This window comes from Vibrio hyugaensis (genome assembly GCF_002906655.1).
Lineage (GTDB): Bacteria > Pseudomonadota > Gammaproteobacteria > Enterobacterales > Vibrionaceae > Vibrio > Vibrio hyugaensis.
Genome location: NZ_CP025794.1, coordinates 2,689,635 through 2,714,376, shown reverse-complemented (window position 1 = coordinate 2,714,376; position 24,742 = coordinate 2,689,635). Strand labels below are relative to the sequence as shown.

The window sequence follows — 24,742 nt, the reverse complement described above, 5'->3', positions numbered from 1 at the left end:
CACAAAGAAAAAAGGTTGGCTTCTGCCAACCTTTTTCATATCTAGAAAGGATTAATCCATATCGATCTTAACGTTCGCCAGCGTGCCTGTAGAGAAGGCTTCACCGCGTTGCGTCTTCAACATCAAACGCAGATCGTTAGCTGAATCCGCACTGTGCAATGCATCTTCTTCACTGATCTTGCCTTGCATCACCAATTTATAGAGCGACTGATCAAACGTCAGCATACCGAACTCATTAGAGCGTGCCATGGTGGTTTTTAACTCATGCAGATCACCGCGACGGATCAGATCAGAAACTCGTGGACTATTTAGCAGAATCTCAAACACTCCATGACGTCCTTGACCGTTTTTATCACGGATCAGCTGTTGACCTACTACGCCTTTTAAGTTCATCGACAGATCAAACAGGAACTGATCTTTCTGATCTTTTGGCACTAGGTGCAAAATACGCTCAAGTGCTTGGTTTGCGTTGTTCGCGTGCAATGTAGCCATACACAAGTGACCAGTCTCAGCAAAGGTCATCGCGTATTCCATCGTTTCGCGGCTACGGATCTCACCAATCAAAATCATGTCAGGCGCTTGGCGTAATGAGTTCTTTAACGCTACTTCATAGCTGTCGGTATCCAATCCCACTTCACGCTGAGTCACGATACAACGCTTGTGCTCGTGCACAAATTCGATTGGGTCTTCAACTGTCAGAATGTGACCTGTTTTATTGCTGTTACGGTAACCCGTCATCGCCGCCATAGTGGTCGACTTACCGGAACCTGTAGCACCAACCACCAGCACCAAGCCACGTTTCGCTATCGCAAGATCTTGCAACACTAAAGGCAACTTAAGCTGTTCAAACGTAGGAATGTTGGTTTCGATACGACGAATCACCGCACCAGGTAATTCTCGCTGAAAGAAAGCACTAACACGGAAGCGGCCACAATCTCGGACAATCGCAAAGTTTGATTCTCGACTTTTACGAAACTCCTGACGTCGCTCTGGATCCATTGCACTATCGAGCAGCATGGCTACGTCATTTTCACTCAACTTATCCCCTTGCGGACGCAGTTCGCCATCCACACGAAATAAGATCGGCGCACCAACCGTGATATAAAGATCCGACGCTTTTAACGCCAGCATGCCTTCGAGAAATTTATTCAGATCCATCTTCCGGGTTCGCTATTACCTATGTGATCGTTACGAGAATTGCTGCGCTTCGATTTCGACTTTCTTGTCGACTTCTTCACGCGATACCATACCTTGAGCCATCAACTGACGGGCATTTTGTTCCATGGTTTGCATGCCATGTGCCGCACCGGTTTGAATGATCGAGTACATCTGCGCCACTTTATCTTCGCGGATCAAGTTACGGATTGCTGGCGTTGCCATCATGATCTCATGACAAGCAATACGGCCTCCACCATTTCGCTTAAGCAGCTTTTGCGCAATAACCGAACGCAACGACTCCGACAGCATCGAACGCACCATGTCTTTGTCACTACCTGGGAATACGTCGATAATACGGTCGATGGTTTTCGCTGCTGAGCTAGTATGCAGCGTACCGAAAACAAGGTGACCCGTTTCAGCAGCCGTCAGCGCCAAACTGATGGTTTCTTTGTCACGCATCTCACCAACTAGAATGACATCCGGGTCTTCACGTAGCGCGCTGCGAAGCGCATTTTGGAAGCTATGCGTATCACGGTGTACTTCACGTTGGTTGATCAAACACTTATTGTTGTTGTGAACAAATTCAATAGGATCTTCAATTGTAAGGATATGCTTGTTGTGATTACGGTTAATGTAGTCAACAATGGCAGCCAAGGTTGTCGATTTACCCGAACCTGTTGGACCGGTAACCAGTACTAAACCTTTTTCTGCGTTAGCAATCTTTTTGAAGATCTCTGGCGCTTCTAGCTCTTCCAGTGTTGGAATGCTACTTGGGATGGTACGGAACACCGCCGCACAGCCACGAGATTGGTTGAAGGCGTTGACACGAAAACGGCCAACATTGTGCAATTCAAATGAGAAATCGACTTCGAGTTTTTCTTCGAATTCACTGCGCTGCGCATCGTTCATGATTTCAAAAACCAAACGGTGCACTTCTTGGTGTGTAAACGCTGGAATGCCCAGTTTTCTCACATCACCATCAATACGAACCATTGGTGGTACACCTGCAGAAAGATGTAGATCCGAAGCATTATGTTTTACACTAAAATCCAGTAACTCAGTGATATCCATTTAAAATCCTTAAGTCTAAAGTACAGCTATGAGTAGTATTCAACAAAACATTGAACATATCACCTCTCAAATTCGACACGACGAACAAAAATGTGGCCGTTCTCCAGAGTCAGTGCAACTTTTAGCAGTAAGCAAAACTAAACCTGTCGAGGCGGTTCTCGAAGCCTACCAATCAGGCCAAGTGGCGTTTGGTGAAAACTACGTCCAAGAGGGCGTCAGTAAAGTTCAGCACTTTGCCGAGCATTATCCAGATTATCGAATCGAATGGCACTTCATTGGGCCAATTCAGTCCAATAAATCACGTCCTGTCGCTGAACATTTCGATTGGGTTCACACCATTGATCGCGCTAAGATCGCTCAACGTTTAAATGACCAGCGCCCAAGTGAGCTAAAACCGTTACAAGTGCTGATTCAAGTAAACACCAGTGGTGAAGATTCTAAATCTGGCGTCAGCGATGCAGAAATATTCGAGCTGGCTGAGTTGATTTCTCGCCTTCCAAACCTCACGTTAAGAGGGTTGATGTCGATTCCTGCTAACGTGCCAGATTACGAATCACAACTGCGAGCGTTCAAACAATTATCTGAACTTAAGCACAAGCTAGCTCAGCAGTACCCAGATGTCGACACGCTCTCTATGGGCATGAGCGGTGATATGGATGCTGCTATAGAAGCGGGCAGTACTATGGTTCGCATCGGCACCGCTATTTTTGGCGCACGAGACTACGGCAAACAGCAATAAAAGCGCGTTGTTGCCAGACACTGTGAATTTGAGTCTGACGGCCTTTCTTTGGGCAGTCAGAGCAAAGTGGTGCAATTATACACCCGTGCGCACAACAATTTGTAAGAATTTATATTTGGAAATCAGACATATGGAACATAAAAAGATTGCCTTCATCGGCGCAGGGAACATGGTGAGAGCCATTGTCTCGGGTCTCGTCGCTAATGGCTACCCTGCTCAAAACATTGTCGCAACCGCGCCATCTGAGACGCGCCGCCAACCTCTTGAGCAAGACTTTGGTATCCGTACCACCAGCGATAACATCGCAGCTGCAACGGAAGCAGACGTGGTGGTATTGTCTGTGAAGCCACAAATGATGGAGGAAGTGTGTAAACCACTGCAATCTATCGACTTCAGCAACAAACTGGTTATCTCTATCGCAGCAGGCATCAACTGTTCACGTTTGGATGACATGTTAGCGAATAAGCTCAACTTGGTTCGCGTGATGCCAAACACACCATCCCAACTTGGTTTGGGTATGAGTGGTCTATATGCGCCTGAATCTGTATCAGAACAAGACAAAGCCTTCGCAACAGAACTAATGCAAGCATGCGGTAAGGTGTGTTGGGTTGGGCAAGAATCGGGCATCAACAACGTTATTGCAGCAGCAGGCAGTGCACCGGCGTACTTCTTCCTATTTATGGAAGCGATGCAAGCTGAAGCGATTGCTCAAGGCTTCGATAAAGACACCGCACGCATGTTAGTTCAGCAAGCGGCACTGGGTGCTGCAAGCATGGTAGTGGAAAATCCGCAAACAGAGCTTTCTACACTGCGCGAGAACGTGACATCAAAAGGTGGTACAACAGCAGAAGCTCTGCGCACGTTCAACGAACATCAACTGTCTGATATTGTGGCGAAAGCAATGCAAGCTGCGGTTGCTCGCGCTGAAGAAATGGAAAAACTGTTTTAATTATCTGAACGGCACAACTAGGGCGTGTCGTTCTTTACTTGTTAAGGGTACCTTATGAATTCAATGAGTTTTCTCATCTCAACCCTATTTGACCTGTACATCATGGTCGTCATTTTGCGTATTTGGTTGCAAGCTGCCCGTGCAGATTTCTACAACCCATTCTCGCAGTTTATCGTCAAAGCAACACAGCCAGTTGTGGGGCCATTACGTCGAGTCATCCCTTCTGTCGGTGGTATCGATCTAGCGACAGTGCTTTTTGCTTACGTACTGTGTGTACTTAAGTTCGTTGCATTGATCCTGATTGCATCAAGTGGTTCGGTTTCTTTCAGTGCCGATTTCCTATTCCTAGGTTTGTTATCATTAGTTAAAGCCGCTGGTGGCTTGCTATTCTGGGTTCTATTGATCCGTGCCATTCTAAGCTGGGTAAGCCAAGGTCGCAGCCCAATCGAGTACGTATTCCATCAATTAACAGAGCCAATGCTCGCACCAATTCGCCGTATCCTACCTGCGATGGGTGGTTTTGATTTAAGCGTACTCGTATTGTTTATCGGTCTGCAATTCGCGAACTTCCTAATGGGTGACGTGATTGGTCCAATCTGGTACCAACTATAATGTCAGCCGCCGTTTGGCTCGATGGCGAGGATGTCATTCTCAAACTCTATATTCAACCAAAAGCGAGCCGCGACAAGGTCGTCGGCTTGCATGGTGAAGAGCTTAAAATTGCCATCACCGCACCGCCTGTCGATGGTAAAGCGAATGCACACCTAACTAAGTTTTTGGCGAAACAATTCAAAGTTGCTAAGGGCTTGGTTCACATAGAAAAAGGTGAACTGGGACGTCATAAGCAAATTCGGATAGAATCTCCAATACAAATACCAAGCGAAATTAAAGCCATCATTTGATGGCTTTTTATTTACGATTTTCGTATCAAATTAAATAACGAATATCGATTCGAGGAAGTAATAATGAGCAAATGGATTACCGCCCTATTGATCAGCCTTTTATCTTTACCAAGCATGGCAGGTCAGTTCAAAACCATGAAAGACATCGAAGTTCACTATGTTGCGTTTAACTCTACCTTTCTGACGTCAAAGATCGCTCGTAGCTACGACATCAAGCGTAATGGCTATAATGCAGTAGTGAACATCAGCGTATTAGACAGCGCCTCACTAGGTAAACCAACAGTTGACGCAAAAATCAGTGGCCAAGCGAAGAACTTGATTGGCCAAACGCAGAAACTCACCTTCCGAGAAGTAAAAGAAGGTAATGCGATTTACTACTTAGCTGAACTTGGCATTACCAACGAAGAAACTTTTACCTTCGATATTGACGTTAAAGCTGGAAACAAAGGCTCAGGTAAGCTTAAATTCACCCAGAAATTTTATGTCGAAGAGTAATTGGGTTGTGATGATCTAAAAGCTTTTAGAACATCATAGCCTTAGGGTCTGTTGACCTTTAGAGCTGATTTTTGCAGCGAATTGTTGGGTATTTATACAAGGCAGAGACTTTGCTATGTAGCTAGCCTACATGAGAAGTCGATAACGCAGTAGAAATGACCAACAAACGCAGCCCAAAGGGTTCGGCTAAAATCGTTTTATGCTTTGTTAAGGAGTATTTGCTTAGAGTGACTAGGCGACACACTCCTTGCCTCACCTAAAACGATTTTATCTCGAACAAAATTTAACCGCGAAAGGTCAACAGACCCTAGAACCATTTTAATCGGGGAGAACACTGCGTTCTCCCTTTATCGCTACAGAAAGAGACGACCATGAAAAAGATAGTGCTAGCAACAGGCAACCAAGGCAAAGTTCGTGAGATGGCAGATCTGCTGTCTGACTTCGGTTTTGAAGTATTAGCGCAAAGTGAATTCAACGTATCTGAAGTAGCAGAAACTGGCACTACTTTCATCGAAAACGCGATCATCAAAGCTCGCCATGCAGCACAAGAAACGGGTCTTCCTGCGATTGCGGACGACTCAGGCTTAGAAGTTGATTTCTTGAAAGGAGCTCCGGGCATTTACTCTGCACGTTATGCAGGTGAAAAAGCCTCAGACCAAGAGAACCTAGAAAAGCTACTTAAAGCAATGGAAGGCGTACCAGAAGCAGAGCGCACCGCTCGTTTCCACTGCGTATTGGTTTTGATGCGTCATGAGAACGATCCAACCCCTATCGTTTGTCACGGTAAGTGGGAAGGTCGCATTCTAACTGAAGCACACGGTGAAAATGGCTTTGGCTACGACCCAATCTTCTTCGTACCTGAAGACAACTGCGCGTCAGCCGAACTTGAGCCAGCACGTAAAAAACAACTGTCTCACCGCGGTAAAGCACTCAAGTCGTTGTTTGCTCAACTGTCTGAGCAAGTGTCTCAGTAATCACGAGCGAATTAGACCATGTTAACGCCCCCAACACTGAGCTTGTATGTACACATCCCGTGGTGTGTACAAAAGTGCCCTTATTGCGACTTTAACTCTCACGCACTCAAAGCCGAGATCCCAGAAGAAGAGTACATCAATGCCCTTCTTGAAGACTTGGATACTGACATTGAGAAATACCGTCTTAACGAAGCGCCACGTCCACTGCATTCAATCTTCATTGGTGGTGGTACGCCGAGTTTGATTTCGGCAGAAGGCATCGAGCGTCTACTTAAAGGCATTGAAGCGCGTATTCCGTTCAAGCCTGAAATAGAAATCACCATGGAAGCCAACCCAGGCACCATCGAAGCAGAACGCTTTGCTGGTTACCGCAAGGCTGGCGTAACGCGCATCTCTATCGGTGTGCAAAGCTTTGAGCAACAGAAGCTTGAGCGTTTGGGGCGTATTCACGGTCAAGACGAAGCCGTCAATGCCGCTAAGCTGGCGCACCAAATCGGCTTGAACAGCTTTAACCTCGATCTCATGCACGGCTTACCAGATCAAAGCATCGAACAAGCCTTAGCAGATTTGGACAAAGCGATTGAGTTGGCGCCACCGCACCTGTCTTGGTATCAGCTGACCATCGAACCAAACACCATGTTCTACTACAAGCCACCGACTTTGCCAGATGACGATGACTTGTGGGATATCTTCGAACAAGGTCATGAGAAACTCGCAGCGGCAGGTTACGTTCAGTACGAGATTTCTGGTTACAGCAAGCCTAGCTATCAGTGTCAGCACAACCTGAACTACTGGCGCTTTGGTGACTACCTTGGCATTGGCTGTGGCTCACACGGCAAGCTGAGCTTTGCTGATGGTCGCATCGTTCGTACCACTAAGGTCAAACACCCACGTGGCTATTTGATGGCATACCAAAACATGGTGAAGCCGTACCTAGATAGTGAACAGCTTGTGGCTGATGAAGATCGTCCGTTTGAGTTCTTTATGAACCGTTTCCGCTTAATGGAAGCGTGCCCGAAACAAGACTACATCGATACGACAGGTCTTCCGTTGAGCTCAATTCAAGAGACTATCGATTGGGCGCTTGAGATGAGTTATCTGAGTGAAACAGAGACTCACTGGCAAATTACCGAGAAAGGTAAGCTGTTCCTAAATGATTTGCTTGAAGCCTTTATGGTGGAAGAGGAATAAGAGCAGATTCGAGACTTGGGAACGGACTGTGTCCTAAAGAACGCTTCACTCCGAGAGATTCGCTGAAACGGCTATGGATATATTCGACCAAGCCAATACAGCCTTTGTCTCTGCTAAAAATAACAAAGGGTTGGCGCACAAACGCCAACCCTTTCTTTTATTCGTCGTAACACTTCTTTCTCTAAAGCCTCTAAAACGAAGCGATTCCAAAGGACGCGATCCGTTCTCGCTTCTCGTTTCTTTTCCTTAGAAAATCGAACGACCAATACGCTCTGAAAGTAACTCAAGCGCTTTAGTACCTGCCAACGAGTTACCCGAAGCATCAAGCTCCGGAGACCATACTGCAATCGTCATCTCACCTGGGACAATAGCGATGATGCCACCACCGACACCAGATTTACCCGGCATACCAACGCGGTATGCAAATTCACCAGCACCATCGTACAAACCACACGTGGCTAATAGCGCATTCAACTGTTTTGTCTGCACCGCCGAGACCACTGATTTACCCGTTTGTACCGATGTGCCTTTATTCGCTAAGTAGCTAAAGGTCTTTGCCAAGTCCACACAACTCATCTTTAAAGCGCAGGCATGGAAGTAGTTTTGCAATACCGGAATAACCTCGTTTTCAAAGTTACCAAATGAGCGCATCAGGTAAGCAATCGCAGCGTTGCGGTCGCCATGCATCATTTCTGAAGCCGCTACGACTTTGTCATACACGATATGAGTATCACCAGATAACTGACGAGCAAATTCCAATAGACGCTGACGCGGCGCTGAGAGACGACTTTGCAGCAAATCAGCAACCACAATAGCACCGGCGTTAATGAATGGGTTACGTGGGATGCCCAGCTCCATCTCTAACTGGATCATCGAGTTAAACGCCTGACCAGAAGGCTCTTTACCTACACGAGACCAGATCTCTTCTTGCTTGTACAAGCACATAGCCAGAGTCAGGCTCAACGCTTTTGAGATCGACTGAATCGAAAACGACTCTTCTGCATCGCCCGCTTTAATCACTTCACCTTCATTGGTGTATACCGCAATACCCAGTTTGGTATTGGGTACTTTTGCCAATGCGGGAATGTAGTCGGCGACTTTGCCTTGACCAATTAAAGGGCGAACTTCCGCTAGAATGTCTGTCAAAATTTGCGCTGTAGGTTTCATCTTCTACCTTCTTGTCACAAGAACCCAAATGGCTGAGTTCAGAGGTAAAAAAAGCCAACGCGGACGTTGGCTTTTCCATGGAATTTATTCGACTCAAGTCGATTATGGTTTTATTGCCACAATGATGTTGCGGTTGATGGACTGATCAACACGGTGAAGATAACCGATGTAAGGCTCTTCTGAAAGTACCTTCCACCCTTGCTCTTCAAATAATGCCGCCACGTCCTTCCATTTCAGAGTGAACTCATTGAAAGACAGCACGACCGAACCTTGCTTTTTCAGCACCACTTTCCATGCAGGCAGAGCTTCTTGTAGCAACTCCAGAGGGCTACGGTTCAATTTGCTGTCTTTTGCGTTTTTGCTACCGTGTTGCACACCGTAAGGCAAATCAGACACCATCACATCAACAGAGTTCTTCTTAACAACTTGATCGGCAATTCGCGTGTCTGCTGAATACAGCTTCATCGTCTGAAGGTTACCTTTGTTGTACTCTTCTTTCTCTGACGCGGCTTCAACCACGAAACCATCGGCCACCTTCTTACCACCAGAAGTGCGCTTTTCTTTGCTCACTTTGTGCTTGAAGCGACCGTTTTTCATAAACTTAACGATGAAGGTTTGGATCTCTTGTACCCATTTCTGGTTGATCTCCACACCCACTACATTCAAGCCGTGGATCAAACCTTCAAACAGAGTTGTACCCTTACCACACATTGGATCCATCAGCGTTAATTGAGCACTATCCGTATTGGACGCACTCACGCCTAAGTTCACCATCAAACGCGTAAACTGTTCATTCGTTTTACCGGTGTAACGTAGGATCTGGCTCATGCTCTCAGGGAAAGTATTGAATGCAGGCGCCTGAATCGGACGTAACAAACCATCTTCTCGCACTTCAAACAATGCGTAGTAGATCGAAGACGCAGCAATCTTACCGGATTGTTGGCCGCTTAACGCTTCTTCACAAGAGAACACTAGCGCAGCAGGTAAGCCGACGTCTTTGTTGCCAATTTCAGTCACTTCAACACCTTCAGAAGCCAAAATTGCTTTTAGCTCGGAACATGCAATGGTCATTGCGCTATCAAAGTAAATACGGTTGTGACCCGGATTCGCTAATATCGCGTAGTGGTACATCTACTGGCTCCTTAGTTATGCAGTGCGCTTGAATTTAATATCCCATACACCGTGACCTAGACGGTGACCACGAGCCTCGAACTTAGTCAGTGGGCGCTCTTCAGGGCGAGGGATGAAATCACCGCCTTCTGCAATGTTTTCGAAACCAGGTGCTTGGTTCATGATTTCAATCATGTGTTCAGCGTAGTTTTCCCAGTCAGTCGCCATATGGAAGATACCTTCGTTAGGGATAAGCTTCTGACGAACCATTTCAGCGAACTCCAGTTGTACGATACGACGCTTGTGGTGACGCTTTTTGTGCCATGGGTCTGGGAAGAACAATTGCAGCGTTGCTAGGCTACCATTTGGGATCATGTGTTCGAATACTTCTACCGCATCGTGACACATTACACGTAGGTTCGTGATATCCGCTTCGCGTGCATCAGCAAGACAAGCACCAACGCCTGGACTATGAACTTCAATACCGATGAAGTTTTTCTCTGGCGCGTTCTTTGCCATTTCAACCAATGAAGCGCCCATACCAAAACCGATCTCAAGCACTACTGGGTTATCGTTACCAAATACTTCTTTCCAATCAAGAAGTTCTGCTTTGTAATCGATACCCATTGTTGGCCAGCATTCGTTCATCGCATTTTCTTGGCCCTTGGTTAGACGACCTTCGCGACGCACGAAACTGCGGATTTTACGGATCATTTTTCCGTCTTCGTTGTATTCGTTAGTGGTTACTTCACTCATTGATTTTGCCTGCACATTGATTAATCAAAGCGGGGATTATCCAAAGAATTCACTTAGGTGCAAGTATTTGTTGAGCTATCGGACTATGGCAGCCCAAAAGCAAACAAACGAGACACAATATCCCCACAGTTTATCTGTTGTACTTACACCACAATCTGTGGTGCAATTTTGCTACTAACCAATAATAGAATACAGAGCAAGTCGTGACACCTTTCGCAAACGCCATCTTAGAATGGTATGACGCATATGGAAGAAAAGAGCTTCCATGGCAACAAAACAAGACCGCGTATAGTGTCTGGTTGTCTGAAATCATGCTTCAGCAAACTCAGGTCACTACGGTTATTCCTTATTACCAGCGTTTTTTAGAGCGCTTTCCGACTGTCGTCGATCTCGCGAATGCTGAGCAAGATGAAGTACTGCACCTTTGGACCGGCTTAGGTTATTACGCACGTGCTCGCAATCTTCATAAAGCGGCTAAAGAAGTCGCCCATAAATATAATGGCGAGTTTCCATTAGATATTGAGCAAATGAACGCACTGCCGGGTATTGGTCGTTCAACCGCAGCCGCAGTACTCTCCTCTGTCTATAAACAGCCACATGCGATATTGGACGGCAACGTAAAGCGCACGCTTTCACGCTGCTTTGCTGTTGATGGATGGCCGGGACAAAAGAAAGTCGAAAACCAATTGTGGGAAATCGCAGAAACGCATACACCAAAGATTGACGTCGATAAATACAATCAAGCCATGATGGATATGGGTGCCATGATATGTACCCGCAGTAAGCCTAAGTGCACCTTGTGTCCGGTCAACGAACTTTGTGTAGCAAAGAAACAAGGTAATGTGCTTGATTACCCGGGTAAGAAGCCGAAGAAAGACAAGCCTGTTAAGCAGACACGTTTCGTTATGCTGCATAACAAAAATGGTGATAGTCACGAAGTGTGGCTAGAACAAAGACCGCAGACGGGTATTTGGGGCGGACTCTTTTGTTTCCCACAAACGGAGCATATTGATGTAGAGAGCGATATTGAATTACTACTGGAACAACGTGGTATTCAAGCCGACGATATTAGACATCAAGAAACTCTGATTACGTTTCGTCATACATTCAGTCATTATCACCTCGATATCACGCCGATTTTGATTGACCTGTCAAAGCAACCCAATGTGGTGATGGCAGGTAACAAAGGTCTTTGGTATAACTTATCTAAACCTGAAGAAGTCGGCTTAGCTGCACCAGTAAAACTGCTACTGGAAGCACTACCCCACGAACTTCGTTAATTAATTGCAAGGAGTCATTATGAGCCGCACTGTTTTTTGTGCTCGACTAAAGAAAGAAGGCGAAGGTCTAGACTTTCAACTTTACCCAGGTGAACTAGGTAAACGCATTTTCGATAACATCTCGAAAGAAGCTTGGGCTCAATGGCAACAGAAACAAACCATGTTGATCAACGAGAAGAAGCTCAACATGATGGATCCAGAGCACCGTAAACAGCTTGAAACAGAAATGGTGAACTTCCTTTTCGAAGGCAAAGAGGTTCACATTGAGGGCTACACGCCACCAAGCGAATAAATCAAACTTGTTTTAAAACAATGACATCACAACCAAACTTGTGGTGTCATTTTTATATTAGAGACCACAAAGCCATCTCAATAGTTATGAAAAAAATCGCCTTTATCGCTACTGCCCTTTTAATGGCAGGTTGTAGCCGTGAGTTCGTAGAAAAGATTTATGACGTCGATTACGAGCCGACCAACCGTTTTGCCAACAATCTAGCAGAACTACCAGGACAGTTTGAAAAAGACACCGATGCCTTAGATTCACTGATCAGTAGTTTCTCTGGCAACATCAAAAAGCGATGGGGTCAACGCGAAGTTAAAGTCGCGGGTAAAAGCAATTACGTCAAATATATCGATAACTATTTGAGCCGTGCCGAAGTCGATTTCCAAAAAGGTGTGATTACTATCGAGACGGTTTCTCCAACCGAACCACAACAACACCTCAAGAACGCTATCATCACAACCCTTTTAACCCCAGATGATCCAGCCAATGTCGATCTATTCTCTTCTAAAGAGATCAAATTAGAAGGACAGCCATTTCTTTACAATCAGGTCGTTGATCAAGACAAAAAGCCCATTCAATGGTCATGGCGCGCGAATCGCTTTGCCGATTACTTGATTGCTAACCAAGTAAAAACCAAAGACGTTGACTTTAAAAAAGCCTACTACGTTGAAATTCCAATGGTGGAAGACCATTTCTCACAACGCAGTTACCAATATGCAGATATCGTGCGTCGTGCGTCGAAAAAATACGACATCCCTGAAGATCTAATTTACGCCATCATCAAAACCGAAAGTAGCTTTAACCCGTATGCAGTAAGCTGGGCCAACGCCTATGGTTTGATGCAAGTAGTTCCAAAAACAGCAGGCCGTGATGTTTTTAAATTGGTGAAGAACCGGTCAGGTCAGCCTAGTCCTGAATATTTGTTTAACCCAGAAAACAATATTGATACCGGAACGGCTTACTTTTACATTCTAAAAAATCGTTATTTGAAAGATGTCCAGCATCCAACATCTTTGGAGTACAGCATGATTTCCGCTTACAACGGCGGAACTGGTGGTGTTTTGAACACTTTCCATCGCACCGATCGCAAACGTGCAATGAAAGATTTAAATTCTTTACAGCCAAATCAAGTTTATTGGGCGTTAACAAAGAAACACCCGAACGCTGAAGCACGCCGATACCTAGAAAAAGTTACAAATTTCAAAAAGGAATTTAACGCAGGGTAAACTTTTTCTCGACAGTTGAATAAAAAGCGTTCGAACAACCACTTTTTTGAAATTATTTAAAAAAAGTGGTTGACGCAAAGCGGGAAAATCCGTTTAATAGCGCTCCGTTGCCCGGATAGCTCAGTCGGTAGAGCAGAGGATTGAAAATCCTCGTGTCGGTGGTTCGATTCCGCCTCCGGGCACCACAATTTCTAAATTGTTGGTGCCTAGCACGAACAGTTAGTAAAAGAATACGGTACGCCGACTTAGCTCAGTAGGTAGAGCAACTGACTTGTAATCAGTAGGTCACCAGTTCGATTCCGGTAGTCGGCACCATTCTTTTGCCTCGATAGCTCAGTCGGTAGAGCAGAGGATTGAAAATCCTCGTGTCGGTGGTTCGATTCCGCCTCGAGGCACCATATTTGGTGCGCTTGCTTACAGTAAGACACAAACAGAATAGTTCCTCCTTAGCTCAGTTGGTAGAGCGACGGACTGTTAATCCGCAGGTCACTGGTTCAAGTCCAGTAGGAGGAGCCAACTTCTAGAATTTCATGTAAATGAGATTCTAAAAATGAAGAGTCTAACTCTTCTAAAAAGAATAAAGTGTGCCGACTTAGCTCAGTAGGTAGAGCAACTGACTTGTAATCAGTAGGTCACCAGTTCGACTCCGGTAGTCGGCACCATTCTTTTGCCTCGATAGCTCAGTCGGTAGAGCAGAGGATTGAAAATCCTCGTGTCGGTGGTTCGATTCCGCCTCGAGGCACCATATTTGGTGCACTTGCTTACAGTAAGACACAAACAGAATAGTTCCTCCTTAGCTCAGTTGGTAGAGCGACGGACTGTTAATCCGCAGGTCGCTGGTTCGAGCCCAGCAGGAGGAGCCAATTTAGAAAGCCAAGTCTTCGGACTTGGCTTTTTTCTTATCTGCAATATCCAAAACTCTCCCCCTATTTTCTAGTTCCGTCGAAACTTCTCCCTCAACGCCTTCAAGAAACACCCCTATTAACGTCTAGTTCATTTGATATAAAACACTTATTTCACGCTAAAAATTTAATCCAAATCATAGTTTCATCACTCGCAGATAGGCGCGTGTATACAAGTTCAATAATATGAATTTATTATTACACCCCTTTATAAGCTATGCATTGCATAGTACGAACACGCTTTGTGAGCTAACTATGAAATTAAAAACTCAAGCCTATTTATTATCGGCCATCATATTGATTGCCCTGCTTGCATTAACTGCAACGGGTCTTTGGACACTTCGCGTCGCAAGTAACCTTGATAACAAAGCTCGAGTGACTGAGCTATTCAAGAGTGCTTATAGCATTCTAACTGAAGTGGAGAAAATGGCGGTAGAAGGCAAAATGCCTGAAGATGAGGCTAAAGCACTCGCGACTCGCCTACTTCGCAACAATATCTACAAAGACAACGAATACGTTTATGTTGCTGATGAGAACATGTTATTTGTGGCAGCCCCTTTAGACCCTCAATTGCATGGCACTAGCTTCCATGACTTTCGAGACGGTGATGGCAATAGTGTCGGTCAGCTGATCTTGGACGTGCTAGGTCGTAAGACAGGCCAAATCGTTGAATACACCTGGACACAAAAATTGCCTGATGGCACCATCGAAGAAAAACACTCGATTGCAGAAAAAACACCACATTGGAACTGGGTTGTAGGTACCGGCATTGGATTCAATGAAGTAAATGCACGTTTCTGGTCTACTGCACAATGGCAGCTAACCCTATGTCTTGTTATTGCTGGCGCAATCCTAGGTGGCTTGATCATCTCTATTCGCAAGATGCTTAACCTTCTTGGTGGTGAGCCGAATGACGTTCGTGAAGCGGTTCAGGCCGTCGCTCAAGGTGATATCCAGACCAGCTTTGAATACACCGCTCCTAAAAACAGCATCTATGGTGCGGTGCAAGAGATGAGTCAATCGTTAGCTAAGATGGTCACCAACCTAGACGCATCAATGCACGCATTACGTTCAGAGCTATCAGCGGTAGAATCGCGCTCTAACTCTATTGCTGATTTGACCATGTCTCAACAACAATCAACAGCTATGATCGCAACCGCGATGACAGAAATGGCCTCTTCAGCCAATCATGTCGCCAGTTCTGCAAGTGATACCGCGCATAACACGGACGAAGCCGATAAACAGAGCCAGCACACGCAATCATTAATCCACAGTACGGTAGACAACATTCAGGGCCTAGCAACGCAACTAAACACAGCAAGCAAAGCCGTGGCAGACCTAGATCAGGACGTAAACAGCATTGTAAAAGTGTTGGATGTCATTGGTGATATTGCAGAGCAAACCAATCTGCTCGCATTAAACGCAGCGATTGAAGCTGCTAGGGCAGGCGAACAAGGTCGTGGTTTTGCCGTCGTAGCAGACGAGGTTCGCAACCTAGCAGGACGCACACAAGACAGCACAAAAGAGATTCAACAGATGATTTCTAACCTTCAGGAAGGTTCACGGAACGCTATCCATACGATGGAGATTTGTGCCGAAACTAGCGAAAGCACAGTAACCGAGTCTATGAACGCCTCAGAAGCGCTACAACAGATAGTAACTGCATTAGAGTCCATCACGGCCATGAGCCAGCAAATCGCAACAGCAGCCGCTGAGCAGACTCAGGTAAGTGATGATATTGCGCATCGCATTAACCTTATCGAAGAAAGCGGTAGCCAGCTCAACACGGTAGTCACAGAAAGCCAATCAAGCACACAAACATTGGCGTCTTTAGCGAATGAGCTTGAAGGTTGGGTGAACAAGTTCTCAGTAAAGCACTAGTTTAAAGTCAATTGTTCAATAAAAAGCACGTTTTCGGACGTGCTTTTTTGTTTTTATGGTATTTATTTAGCAAGCGAACTCATGCTCCTATCATAATCAAGGCTTAAAATATGGTGCATTCCTGTTAAAAACGCATAAAAACAGCCCACTCCGAGCACAAATTCATCAAACGATATTTTATTTAAATTTTATTGTTGACGTGAAAGCGGAAAAGCCTTTTAATACACCTCGTCGCCCGGATAGCTCAGTCGGTAGAGCAGAGGATTGAAAATCCTCGTGTCGGTGGTTCGATTCCGCCTCCGGGCACCACAATTTGAAATTGTTGGTGTCTTACACGAACAATAAAAAGAATAACGGCACGCCGACTTAGCTCAGTAGGTAGAGCAACTGACTTGTAATCAGTAGGTCACCAGTTCGATTCCGGTAGTCGGCACCATTTATTCTTAAACAAGATAATTCCTCCTTAGCTCAGTTGGTAGAGCGACGGACTGTTAATCCGCAGGTCACTGGTTCAAGTCCAGTAGGAGGAGCCATCTTTCAGTTAGTAAGTCGATTACTTATTAACGAAAATGTGCCGACTTAGCTCAGTAGGTAGAGCAACTGACTTGTAATCAGTAGGTCACCAGTTCGATTCCGGTAGTCGGCACCATTTATTCTTAAACAAGATAATTCCTCCTTAGCTCAGTTGGTAGAGCGACGGACTGTTAATCCGCAGGTCACTGGTTCAAGTCCAGTAGGAGGAGCCATATTATAAAAAGCCGCATCACTTGATGCGGCTTTTTTGCATCTGAAGAAAACTCACAGTTCCCCTCTTCATTTACCTTTATCTCAATAAACAAAAAGCCAGGTGATATACCCAGCTTCCGTCTTTGTCTCGTGAGAAGGTTAGCTCAAACCTCCAAGGCAGATATACTTCGTCTCTAGGTACTCATCGATACCTTGTTTAGCACCCTCACGACCAATGCCAGATTCTTTGATACCACCAAACGGCGCAACTTCCGTAGAGATAATCCCTTCGTTTATCCCTACCATGCCGTATTCCAAACCTTCACTAAATCGGATAATGCGTTTCAAGCAATCGGTATAGAAGTAGCAAGCTAAACCATACTCGGTGTCATTCGCCATCGAGAGCACTTGTTCATCGTCATCAAAACTAATGACTGGCAAAACCGGACCAAACAACTCTTGTTGCACGATCGCCATACCTTGTTCGACATCATCTAAGATAACAGGCTCCATAAAGCACCCAGTGAGTTTTTGAGGCTGGTTAAGTATTGTTGCTCCTTCTTGTAATGCCTGATCGACTACCGCCTCTAGACGATGCTTAGAAGCCATAGTGATAACAGGGCCAAGAGTTGTATTTTCCTCAAGACCATTACCGACCGCCAGGCTTGCCACTTTATCAAGAAGCTTAGTTAAGAACGCCTCTTTCACACTCTGATGTACATACAAGCGGTTGGTACACACACAGGTTTGTCCAGCATTACGAAACTTGGAAGCAATTAAGCCATTCGCAGCAGCTTCTAAATCTGCATCCTCAAAAACAATAAAAGGTGCGTTACCACCCAATTCCATAGAAGCGGCTTTAACCGTATCACTTGCTTGTTTCATTAAGATCTTACCGACACGTGTCGAACCAGTGAAAGAGATCTTCTTAATACGAGGATCGGTACTTAATACCAAACCGAACTCTGCCGCCTGTTCAGAAACAACGGTAGACAATAGAGCTTTAGGGATACCAGCCCGATGAGCAAGCTCCACCACAGCCAGAGCAGTCAAAGGCGTTAATTCAGAAGGTTTAATGATCATCCCACATCCCGCAGCCAGAGCAGGAGCCGCTTTTCGAGTGATCATTGCAATAGGGAAGTTCCATGGTGTAATCGCTGTACACACGCCGACAGGTTGTTTGATGGTAGAGAGGCGTCTATCTACCGCTGGGGCTGGAATAACCTCACCATAAGTGCGTTTAGCCTCTTCTGCGAACCATTCAACAAAAGATGCGCCGTATGCGACTTCTCCACGACTTTCAGTAAGGGGTTTACCTTGTTCTAAGGTAATGATGTTCGCGATGTCTTCCGTATACTCTACAAGCAATTGGAACCACTTTTTTAGGGAAGCGGAACGTGCTTTAGCGCTGAGTTTTGCCCACTCAACTTGAGCCGATTTGCACGCTTCTATTTGCGCATCTAACTCATCCAAAGAGCTAGGCTTTAAGCGAATCAGTTCTTGCTCAGTCGCAGGGTTAATAACGGCAATCCCATCTTGAGAAGACAGGCTTTCGAATAAGACTCTTAGCGTTTCACTTTCTATCTGCTGCATCATTAGGTTGTACTCCCATAAGAACCTTTACTAGGTTAATCCTTCTGGCAAATAAGAGTAAAGCAAACAAAGTTTTCTTCAGCGTAAATATGAGAAGTGATGACCCAGTAGGGTTAGCCGGTGATACCGATAAGAGAACACCAACAAAGATAGCTATTATTGAAGAAGGTAACCATTTGATGGGTCATAAGCTTGGTGTTATTGAATGCCCCATTCCTTGATAGATAAAGCATTAGAGGGCATCTCAAACATAACCAAATGACAGAGTAGATTTTCAATAAGGGTGGATAGACTAGGGGCGTATATCTGAATAAATAGTTGGGCTTGTAGGCTACAGACAAAACCTTGCGAGCCTTACTTTCCTATAAACGAAAATCATATTCCCTAAAACGGTGAAAGCTAGCACGAAGACTGAATTTCTAGATAAGTGTTGAAGCGGCTGAGCTTGCGCTCAATTGGACTCGCACACGAGCGGGACTCGTTGGTCGCAGACCAAAATAATATCGTAAATACGAAAAGACCCCAGCATTTCTGCTGAGGTCTGGAATAAGTGGCGGAGCGGACGGGACTCGAACCCGCGACCCCCGGCGTGACAGGCCGGTATTCTAACCAACTGAACTACCGCTCCGCACTGGTTAGACTCTTGAGTCTAAATAAGAACCTGGCGATGTCCTACTCTCACATGGGGAAACCCCACACTACCATCGGCGCTACTTTGTTTCACTTCTGAGTTCGGAATGGAATCAGGTGGGTCCAAAGCGCTATGGTCGCCAAGCAAAATTCTTTACGTTTTGTTTTAAGCTTTGATTTAAAGCGTAAAACAAACAGTAAATGGTGCTGATACCCAGAATCGAACTGGGGACCTCATCCTTACCAAGGATGCGCTCTACCGACTGAGCCATATCAGCACATTATCTGTGTCCGTGAGGACTAAAAAAGCCCGCTTTTACAAACGGGCTCTCTTAACTTTTGTCTTCACCTTTTTAAAAAGGAAAAAACTAAATTTAAAGCCTGGCGATGTCCTACTCTCACATGGGGAAACCCCACACTACCATCGGCGCTAATTCGTTTCACTTCTGAGTTCGGAATGGAAGTCAGGTGGGTCCAAATCGCTATGGTCGCCAAGCAAATTCTTTAATTCGGAAAGCTGTTTCTAAGTTCTTACACATTCAATCGTTCTTGCATTGAGTCCATCAAAACCCCTTGGGTGTTGTATGGTTAAGCCTCACGGGCAATTAGTACAGGTTAGCTCAACGCCTCACAACGCTTACACACCCTGCCTATCAACGTTCTAGTCTCGAACAACCCTTTAGGATACTTAAAGTATCAGGGAAGACTCATCTCAGGGCTCGCTTCCCGCTTAGATGCTTTCAGCGGTTATCGATTCCGAACTTAGCTACCGGGCAATGCGTCTGGCGACACAACCCGAACACCAGAGGTTCGTCCACTCCGGTCCTCTCGTACTAGGAGCAGCCCCCTTCAATCTTCCAACGCCCACGGCAGATAGGGACCGAACTGTCTCACGACGTTCTAAACCCAGCTCGCGTACCACTTTAAATGGCGAACAGCCATACCCTTGGGACCGACTTCAGCCCCAGGATGTGATGAGCCGACATCGAGGTGCCAAACACCGCCGTCGATATGAACTCTTGGGCGGTATCAGCCTGTTATCCCCGGAGTACCTTTTATCCGTTGAGCGATGGCCCTTCCATACAGAACCACCGGATCACTATGACCTGCTTTCGCACCTGCTCGAATTGTCATTCTCGCAGTCAAGCGGGCTTATGCCATTGCACTAACCTCACGATGTCCAACCGTGATTAGCCCACCTTCGTGCTCCTCCGTTACTCTTTGGGAGGAGACCGCCCCAGTCAAACTACCCACCAGGCACTGTCCGCAACCCCGATTAGGGGTCGACGTTAGAACATCAACACTACAAGGGTGGTATTTCAAGGACGGCTCCACACAATCTAGCGACTGTGCTTCAAAGCCTCCCACCTATCCTACACATGTAGGGTCAATGTTCAGTGCCAAGCTGTAGTAAAGGTTCACGGGGTCTTTCCGTCTAGCCGCGGGTACACTGCATCTTCACAGCGATTTCAATTTCACTGAGTCTCGGGTGGAGACAGCGTGGCCATCATTACGCCATTCGTGCAGGTCGGAACTTACCCGACAAGGAATTTCGCTACCTTAGGACCGTTATAGTTACGGCCGCCGTTTACCGGGGCTTCGATCAAGAGCTTCGACCGAAGTCTAACCCCATCAATTAACCTTCCGGCACCGGGCAGGCGTCACACCGTATACGTCATCTTACGATTTTGCACAGTGCTGTGTTTTTAATAAACAGTTGCAGCCACCTGGTATCTGCGACTCTCGTCAGCTCCATCCGCAAGGGACTTCACCATCAAGAGCGTACCTTCTCCCGAAGTTACGGTACCATTTTGCCTAGTTCCTTCACCCGAGTTCTCTCAAGCGCCTTGGTATTCTCTACCCGACCACCTGTGTCGGTTTGGGGTACGATTCCTTACAATCTGAAGCTTAGAGGCTTTTCCTGGAAGCATGGCATCAATGACTTCACTACCGTAGTAGCTCGACGTCGTGTCTCAGCCTTAAGAAGAGCCGGATTTACCTAACTCTTCAGCCTACGCACTTGAACCTGGACAACCGTCGCCAGGCCCACCTAGCCTTCTCCGTCCCCCCATCGCAATTGTAAGAAGTACGGGAATATTAACCCGTTTCCCATCGACTACGCCTTTCGGCCTCGCCTTAGGGGTCGACTTACCCTGCCCCGATTAACGTTGGACAGGAACCCTTGGTCTTCCGGCGAGGAGGTTTTTCACCCCCTTTATCGTTACTCATGTCAGCATTCGCACTTCTGATACCTCCAGCATGCTTTACAACACACCTTCAACGGCTTACAGAACGCTCCCCTACCCAATGAAGTAAACTTCATTGCCGCAGCTTCGGTTTATTACTTAGCCCCGTTACATCTTCCGCGCAGGCCGACTCGACCAGTGAGCTATTACGCTTTCTTTAAATGATGGCTGCTTCTAAGCCAACATCCTGGCTGTCTGAGCCTTCCCACATCGTTTCCCACTTAGTAATAATTTGGGACCTTAGCTGGCGGTCTGGGTTGTTTCCCTCTCCACGACGGACGTTAGCACCCGCCGTGTGTCTCCCGGATAGTACTTACTGGTATTCGGAGTTTGCAAAGGGTTGGTAAGTCGGGATGACCCCCTAGCCTTAACAGTGCTCTACCCCCAGTAGTATTCGTCCGAGGCGCTACCTAAATAGCTTTCGGGGAGAACCAGCTATCTCCAGGTTTGATTGGCCTTTCACCCCTAGCCACAAGTCATCCGCTAATTTTTCAACATTAGTCGGTTCGGTCCTCCAATTGATGTTACTCAATCTTCAACCTGCCCATGGCTAGATCACCTGGTTTCGGGTCTATATCCAGCGACTGAGTCGCGCAGTTAACACTCGCTTTCGCTACGGCTCCCCTAGATGGTTAACCTTGCCACTGAATATAAGTCGCTGACCCATTATACAAAAGGTACGCAGTCACACCACGAAGGTGCTCCTACTGCTTGTACGTACACGGTTTCAGGTTCTATTTCACTCCCCTCACAGGGGTTCTTTTCGCCTTTCCCTCACGGTACTGGTTCACTATCGGTCAGTCAGTAGTATTTAGCCTTGGAGGATGGTCCCCCCATATTCAGACAGGATATCACGTGTCCCGCCCTACTCGATTTCACTGAATGTGCGTTGTCAACTACGGGGCTATCACCCTTTATTGCCGGACTTTCCAGACCGTTCGTCTAACGCATATAAAGCTTAAGGGCTAGTCCAATTTCGCTCGCCGCTACTTTCGGAATCTCGGTTGATTTCTTTTCCTCGGGGTACTTAGATGTTTCAGTTCCCCCGGTTCGCCTCGCTGCGCTATGTATTCACGCAGCGATACTTACTTATGTAAGTGGGTTTCCCCATTCGGAAATCCCAGACTCAAGTGGTTTTTACTACCTAATCTGGGCTTATCGCAAGTTAATACGTCCTTCATCGCCTCTGACTGCCAAGGCATCCACCGTGTACGCTTAGTCACTTAACCATACAACCCGAAGGAGTTTCGAGTTGATGTTCAAATCACCAAAGTTGTCTCTCATTATTTGAATGAGCGAGAGACAGTTCGATTTTGCCGGACTCAATTTCGAATAATCACTGTAAAAGTGATATTCCCAAGAACACTTGAATGTGTTTTTTGGTGTTTGTCATAAAGACAAACATTGAGAACTTTACAAACAATCTTAAAGATTGTTTTGTCAGCTTTCCAAATTGTTAAAGAGCTAGATTTCTTAATGAAACCATTTTTAAAGGTTCTTTTTCAAGAACACTTAAAGATGGTGGAGCTATGCGGGATCGAACCGCAGACCTCCTGCGTGCAAGGCAGGCGCTCTCCCAGCTGAGCTATAGCCCCATCAGTGTGATACTGTGTGCCAATTTCCAAGGAAATTGGTGGGTCTGAGTGGACTCGAACCACCGACCTCTCGCTTATCAGGCGAACGCTCTAACCACCTGAGCTACAGACCCAGTATCGTCTCTTACTTATAAACCGTATCAATCTGTGTGGACACTCATCGTGAGTAATCATCGTATAAGGAGGTGATCCAGCGCCAGGTTCCCCTAGCGCTACCTTGTTACGACTTCACCCCAGTCATGAACCACAAAGTGGTAAGCGTCCTCCCGAAGGTTAAACTACCTACTTCTTTTGCAGCCCACTCCCATGGTGTGACGGGCGGTGTGTACAAGGCCCGGGAACGTATTCACCGTGGCATTCTGATCCACGATTACTAGCGATTCCGACTTCATGGAGTCGAGTTGCAGACTCCAATCCGGACTACGACGCACTTTTTGGGATTCGCTCACTATCGCTAGCTTGCTGCCCTCTGTATGCGCCATTGTAGCACGTGTGTAGCCCTACTCGTAAGGGCCATGATGACTTGACGTCGTCCCCACCTTCCTCCGGTTTATCACCGGCAGTCTCCCTGGAGTTCCCGACATTACTCGCTGGCAAACAAGGATAAGGGTTGCGCTCGTTGCGGGACTTAACCCAACATTTCACAACACGAGCTGACGACAGCCATGCAGCACCTGTCTCAGAGTTCCCGAAGGCACCAATCCATCTCTGGAAAGTTCTCTGGATGTCAAGAGTAGGTAAGGTTCTTCGCGTTGCATCGAATTAAACCACATGCTCCACCGCTTGTGCGGGCCCCCGTCAATTCATTTGAGTTTTAATCTTGCGACCGTACTCCCCAGGCGGTCTACTTAACGCGTTAGCTCCGAAAGCCACGGCTCAAGGCCACAACCTCCAAGTAGACATCGTTTACGGCGTGGACTACCAGGGTATCTAATCCTGTTTGCTCCCCACGCTTTCGCATCTGAGTGTCAGTATCTGTCCAGGGGGCCGCCTTCGCCACCGGTATTCCTTCAGATCTCTACGCATTTCACCGCTACACCTGAAATTCTACCCCCCTCTACAGTACTCTAGTCTGCCAGTTTCAAATGCTATTCCGAGGTTGAGCCCCGGGCTTTCACATCTGACTTAACAAACCACCTGCATGCGCTTTACGCCCAGTAATTCCGATTAACGCTCGCACCCTCCGTATTACCGCGGCTGCTGGCACGGAGTTAGCCGGTGCTTCTTCTGTCGCTAACGTCAAATAATGCAGCTATTAACTACACTACCTTCCTCACGACTGAAAGTGCTTTACAACCCGAAGGCCTTCTTCACACACGCGGCATGGCTGCATCAGGCTTGCGCCCATTGTGCAATATTCCCCACTGCTGCCTCCCGTAGGAGTCTGGACCGTGTCTCAGTTCCAGTGTGGCTGATCATCCTCTCAGACCAGCTAGGGATCGTCGCCTTGGTGAGCCATTACCTCACCAACTAGCTAATCCCACCTAGGCATATCCTGACGCGAGAGGCCCGAAGGTCCCCCTCTTTGGCCCGTAGGCATCATGCGGTATTAGCCATCGTTTCCAATGGTTATCCCCCACATCAGGGCAATTTCCTAGGCATTACTCACCCGTCCGCCGCTCGACGCCCTTAACGTTCCCCGAAGGTTCAGTTAAGTCGTTTCCGCTCGACTTGCATGTGTTAGGCCTGCCGCCAGCGTTCAATCTGAGCCATGATCAAACTCTTCAATTTAAGATTTTGTTCGGCTCAACGAATACTGACTTCAAAACTCATCCTTACTCGAAAGTAAGAAGTAATTTTAAAGCTATTATCATTCCAACAGAATGATAATGAATTGACTGTGCCAAGTCCCCTAATGTTGCCAAAAG

General features: G+C 46.5%; 17 protein-coding genes, 16 tRNA genes and 4 rRNA genes. 23 read left to right on the top strand and 14 right to left on the bottom strand.

The features are described 5' to 3' along the window. Nucleotides 1–51: 51 nt before the first annotated feature. A complete protein-coding gene (locus C1S74_RS13450; RefSeq protein WP_038873178.1) occupies nucleotides 52–1,158 on the bottom strand; it encodes a PilT/PilU family type 4a pilus ATPase in 1,107 nt (368 codons plus the stop codon). A gap of 30 nt (nucleotides 1,159–1,188) precedes the next feature. Further along, nucleotides 1,189–2,229 carry a type IV pilus twitching motility protein PilT gene (locus C1S74_RS13445; RefSeq protein ID WP_038873181.1) on the bottom strand — a complete coding sequence of 347 codons (1,041 nt, stop codon included), beginning with the start codon at nucleotides 2,227–2,229 and terminating at the stop codon, nucleotides 1,189–1,191. Between the two features lie 28 nt (nucleotides 2,230–2,257). On the opposite strand from C1S74_RS13445, the gene C1S74_RS13440 reads away from it, so the two are divergent. The 7 genes from C1S74_RS13440 to hemW all read left to right on the top strand — a co-directional run bounded on the left by C1S74_RS13440 (nucleotide 2,258) and on the right by hemW (nucleotide 7,479). Then, complete coding sequence (locus C1S74_RS13440) at nucleotides 2,258–2,968, top strand: YggS family pyridoxal phosphate-dependent enzyme (RefSeq protein ID WP_045397709.1); 711 nt, start codon at nucleotides 2,258–2,260, stop codon at nucleotides 2,966–2,968. A gap of 130 nt (nucleotides 2,969–3,098) precedes the next feature. Continuing rightward, nucleotides 3,099–3,917 carry a pyrroline-5-carboxylate reductase gene (gene proC / locus C1S74_RS13435; protein WP_045397706.1) on the top strand — a complete coding sequence of 273 codons (819 nt, stop codon included), beginning with the start codon at nucleotides 3,099–3,101 and terminating at the stop codon, nucleotides 3,915–3,917. A 54-nt stretch (nucleotides 3,918–3,971) separates the two neighbouring features. Next, nucleotides 3,972–4,529 (top strand): YggT family protein, encoded by a 558-nt coding sequence (locus C1S74_RS13430; protein WP_038873187.1) that lies wholly within the window; start codon nucleotides 3,972–3,974, stop codon nucleotides 4,527–4,529. Beyond that, complete coding sequence (gene yggU, locus C1S74_RS13425) at nucleotides 4,529–4,819, top strand: DUF167 family protein YggU (RefSeq protein ID WP_038873189.1); 291 nt, start codon at nucleotides 4,529–4,531, stop codon at nucleotides 4,817–4,819. Before C1S74_RS13430 ends, yggU begins: the two co-directional genes overlap by 1 nt. Nucleotides 4,820–4,882: 63 nt before the next feature. Then, a complete protein-coding gene (locus C1S74_RS13420; RefSeq protein ID WP_045397705.1) occupies nucleotides 4,883–5,314 on the top strand; it encodes a DUF4426 domain-containing protein in 432 nt (143 codons plus the stop codon). 371 nt (nucleotides 5,315–5,685) lie between these two features. Beyond that, the gene (locus tag C1S74_RS13410; protein WP_005436525.1) at nucleotides 5,686–6,288 is read left to right on the top strand and encodes an XTP/dITP diphosphatase; all 603 of its coding nucleotides are present in this window, start codon (nucleotides 5,686–5,688) and stop codon (nucleotides 6,286–6,288) included. 18 nt (nucleotides 6,289–6,306) lie between these two features. Continuing rightward, nucleotides 6,307–7,479, top strand: coding sequence for a radical SAM family heme chaperone HemW (hemW, locus tag C1S74_RS13405; RefSeq protein WP_045397703.1), 1,173 nt, complete (start codon nucleotides 6,307–6,309; stop codon nucleotides 7,477–7,479). Between the two features lie 246 nt (nucleotides 7,480–7,725). On the opposite strand, the gene glsB is transcribed toward hemW, so the two are convergent. The 3 genes from glsB to trmB all read right to left on the bottom strand — a co-directional run bounded on the left by glsB (nucleotide 7,726) and on the right by trmB (nucleotide 10,512). After that, a complete protein-coding gene (glsB, locus tag C1S74_RS13400; protein ID WP_038873199.1) occupies nucleotides 7,726–8,646 on the bottom strand; it encodes a glutaminase B in 921 nt (306 codons plus the stop codon). A gap of 102 nt (nucleotides 8,647–8,748) precedes the next feature. Beyond that, the gene (locus C1S74_RS13395) at nucleotides 8,749–9,777 is read right to left on the bottom strand and encodes a TRM11 family SAM-dependent methyltransferase (RefSeq protein WP_045397701.1); all 1,029 of its coding nucleotides are present in this window, start codon (nucleotides 9,775–9,777) and stop codon (nucleotides 8,749–8,751) included. Between the two features lie 15 nt (nucleotides 9,778–9,792). Beyond that, nucleotides 9,793–10,512: a tRNA (guanosine(46)-N7)-methyltransferase TrmB gene (gene trmB, locus C1S74_RS13390; protein WP_045397700.1), complete on the bottom strand. Its 720-nt coding sequence runs from the start codon at nucleotides 10,510–10,512 to the stop codon at nucleotides 9,793–9,795. 203 nt (nucleotides 10,513–10,715) lie between these two features. Between trmB and mutY the strand changes: the two genes are divergently transcribed. The 16 genes from mutY to C1S74_RS13310 all read left to right on the top strand — a co-directional run bounded on the left by mutY (nucleotide 10,716) and on the right by C1S74_RS13310 (nucleotide 16,830). Beyond that, nucleotides 10,716–11,792, top strand: a complete 1,077-nt coding sequence (gene mutY / locus C1S74_RS13385) for an A/G-specific adenine glycosylase (protein ID WP_045397698.1) — start codon at nucleotides 10,716–10,718, stop codon at nucleotides 11,790–11,792. A gap of 19 nt (nucleotides 11,793–11,811) precedes the next feature. Continuing rightward, nucleotides 11,812–12,084, top strand: coding sequence for an oxidative damage protection protein (locus C1S74_RS13380; protein ID WP_005436530.1), 273 nt, complete (start codon nucleotides 11,812–11,814; stop codon nucleotides 12,082–12,084). Nucleotides 12,085–12,170: 86 nt separating this feature from the next. Continuing rightward, on the top strand, nucleotides 12,171–13,301 hold the full coding sequence (gene mltC, locus C1S74_RS13375) for a membrane-bound lytic murein transglycosylase MltC (protein ID WP_045397696.1): 1,131 nt from the start codon (nucleotides 12,171–12,173) through the stop codon (nucleotides 13,299–13,301). A 109-nt stretch (nucleotides 13,302–13,410) separates the two neighbouring features. Continuing rightward, a tRNA-Phe gene (locus C1S74_RS13370) sits at nucleotides 13,411–13,486 on the top strand. A gap of 54 nt (nucleotides 13,487–13,540) precedes the next feature. Further along, nucleotides 13,541–13,616 (top strand) — tRNA-Thr (locus C1S74_RS13365). 7 nt (nucleotides 13,617–13,623) lie between these two features. Continuing rightward, nucleotides 13,624–13,699, top strand: a tRNA-Phe gene (locus C1S74_RS13360). Nucleotides 13,700–13,741: 42 nt separating this feature from the next. Next, nucleotides 13,742–13,817 (top strand) — tRNA-Asn (locus C1S74_RS13355). Nucleotides 13,818–13,887: 70 nt separating this feature from the next. Beyond that, nucleotides 13,888–13,963 (top strand) — tRNA-Thr (locus C1S74_RS13350). A gap of 7 nt (nucleotides 13,964–13,970) precedes the next feature. Further along, a tRNA-Phe gene (locus C1S74_RS13345) sits at nucleotides 13,971–14,046 on the top strand. Nucleotides 14,047–14,088: 42 nt separating this feature from the next. Continuing rightward, nucleotides 14,089–14,164, top strand: a tRNA-Asn gene (locus tag C1S74_RS13340). A 294-nt stretch (nucleotides 14,165–14,458) separates the two neighbouring features. Beyond that, complete coding sequence (locus C1S74_RS13335) at nucleotides 14,459–16,084, top strand: methyl-accepting chemotaxis protein (protein WP_045399187.1); 1,626 nt, start codon at nucleotides 14,459–14,461, stop codon at nucleotides 16,082–16,084. A 233-nt stretch (nucleotides 16,085–16,317) separates the two neighbouring features. Further along, nucleotides 16,318–16,393, top strand: a tRNA-Phe gene (locus C1S74_RS13330). A gap of 51 nt (nucleotides 16,394–16,444) precedes the next feature. Next, nucleotides 16,445–16,520: transfer RNA gene (locus C1S74_RS13325), tRNA-Thr, on the top strand. A gap of 21 nt (nucleotides 16,521–16,541) precedes the next feature. Continuing rightward, nucleotides 16,542–16,617, top strand: a tRNA-Asn gene (locus C1S74_RS13320). A gap of 40 nt (nucleotides 16,618–16,657) precedes the next feature. Continuing rightward, nucleotides 16,658–16,733 (top strand) — tRNA-Thr (locus tag C1S74_RS13315). A 21-nt stretch (nucleotides 16,734–16,754) separates the two neighbouring features. Continuing rightward, nucleotides 16,755–16,830 (top strand) — tRNA-Asn (locus C1S74_RS13310). Between the two features lie 139 nt (nucleotides 16,831–16,969). Here C1S74_RS13310 and C1S74_RS13305 read toward each other — a convergent pair. The 9 genes from C1S74_RS13305 to C1S74_RS13265 form a co-directional block, all read right to left on the bottom strand. Next, entirely contained in the window at nucleotides 16,970–18,406 is a 1,437-nt protein-coding gene (locus C1S74_RS13305) for an NAD-dependent succinate-semialdehyde dehydrogenase (protein WP_082039044.1), read from the bottom strand. A gap of 548 nt (nucleotides 18,407–18,954) precedes the next feature. Beyond that, nucleotides 18,955–19,031 (bottom strand) — tRNA-Asp (locus tag C1S74_RS13300). A 31-nt stretch (nucleotides 19,032–19,062) separates the two neighbouring features. After that, a 5S ribosomal RNA gene (gene rrf, locus C1S74_RS13295) occupies nucleotides 19,063–19,178 on the bottom strand. A gap of 57 nt (nucleotides 19,179–19,235) precedes the next feature. Beyond that, a tRNA-Thr gene (locus C1S74_RS13290) sits at nucleotides 19,236–19,311 on the bottom strand. 101 nt (nucleotides 19,312–19,412) lie between these two features. Then, nucleotides 19,413–19,529: ribosomal RNA gene (gene rrf, locus C1S74_RS13285) — 5S ribosomal RNA — on the bottom strand. A gap of 88 nt (nucleotides 19,530–19,617) precedes the next feature. Beyond that, nucleotides 19,618–22,508, bottom strand: a 23S ribosomal RNA gene (locus tag C1S74_RS13280). Nucleotides 22,509–22,798: 290 nt separating this feature from the next. Further along, nucleotides 22,799–22,874: transfer RNA gene (locus tag C1S74_RS13275), tRNA-Ala, on the bottom strand. A 36-nt stretch (nucleotides 22,875–22,910) separates the two neighbouring features. Continuing rightward, nucleotides 22,911–22,987, bottom strand: a tRNA-Ile gene (locus C1S74_RS13270). 65 nt (nucleotides 22,988–23,052) lie between these two features. Continuing rightward, nucleotides 23,053–24,605 (bottom strand): 16S ribosomal RNA (locus C1S74_RS13265). The 16S, 23S and 5S rRNA genes sit together here with 4 tRNA genes alongside, the layout of an rRNA operon. Between the last annotated feature and the right edge of the window lie 137 nt (nucleotides 24,606–24,742).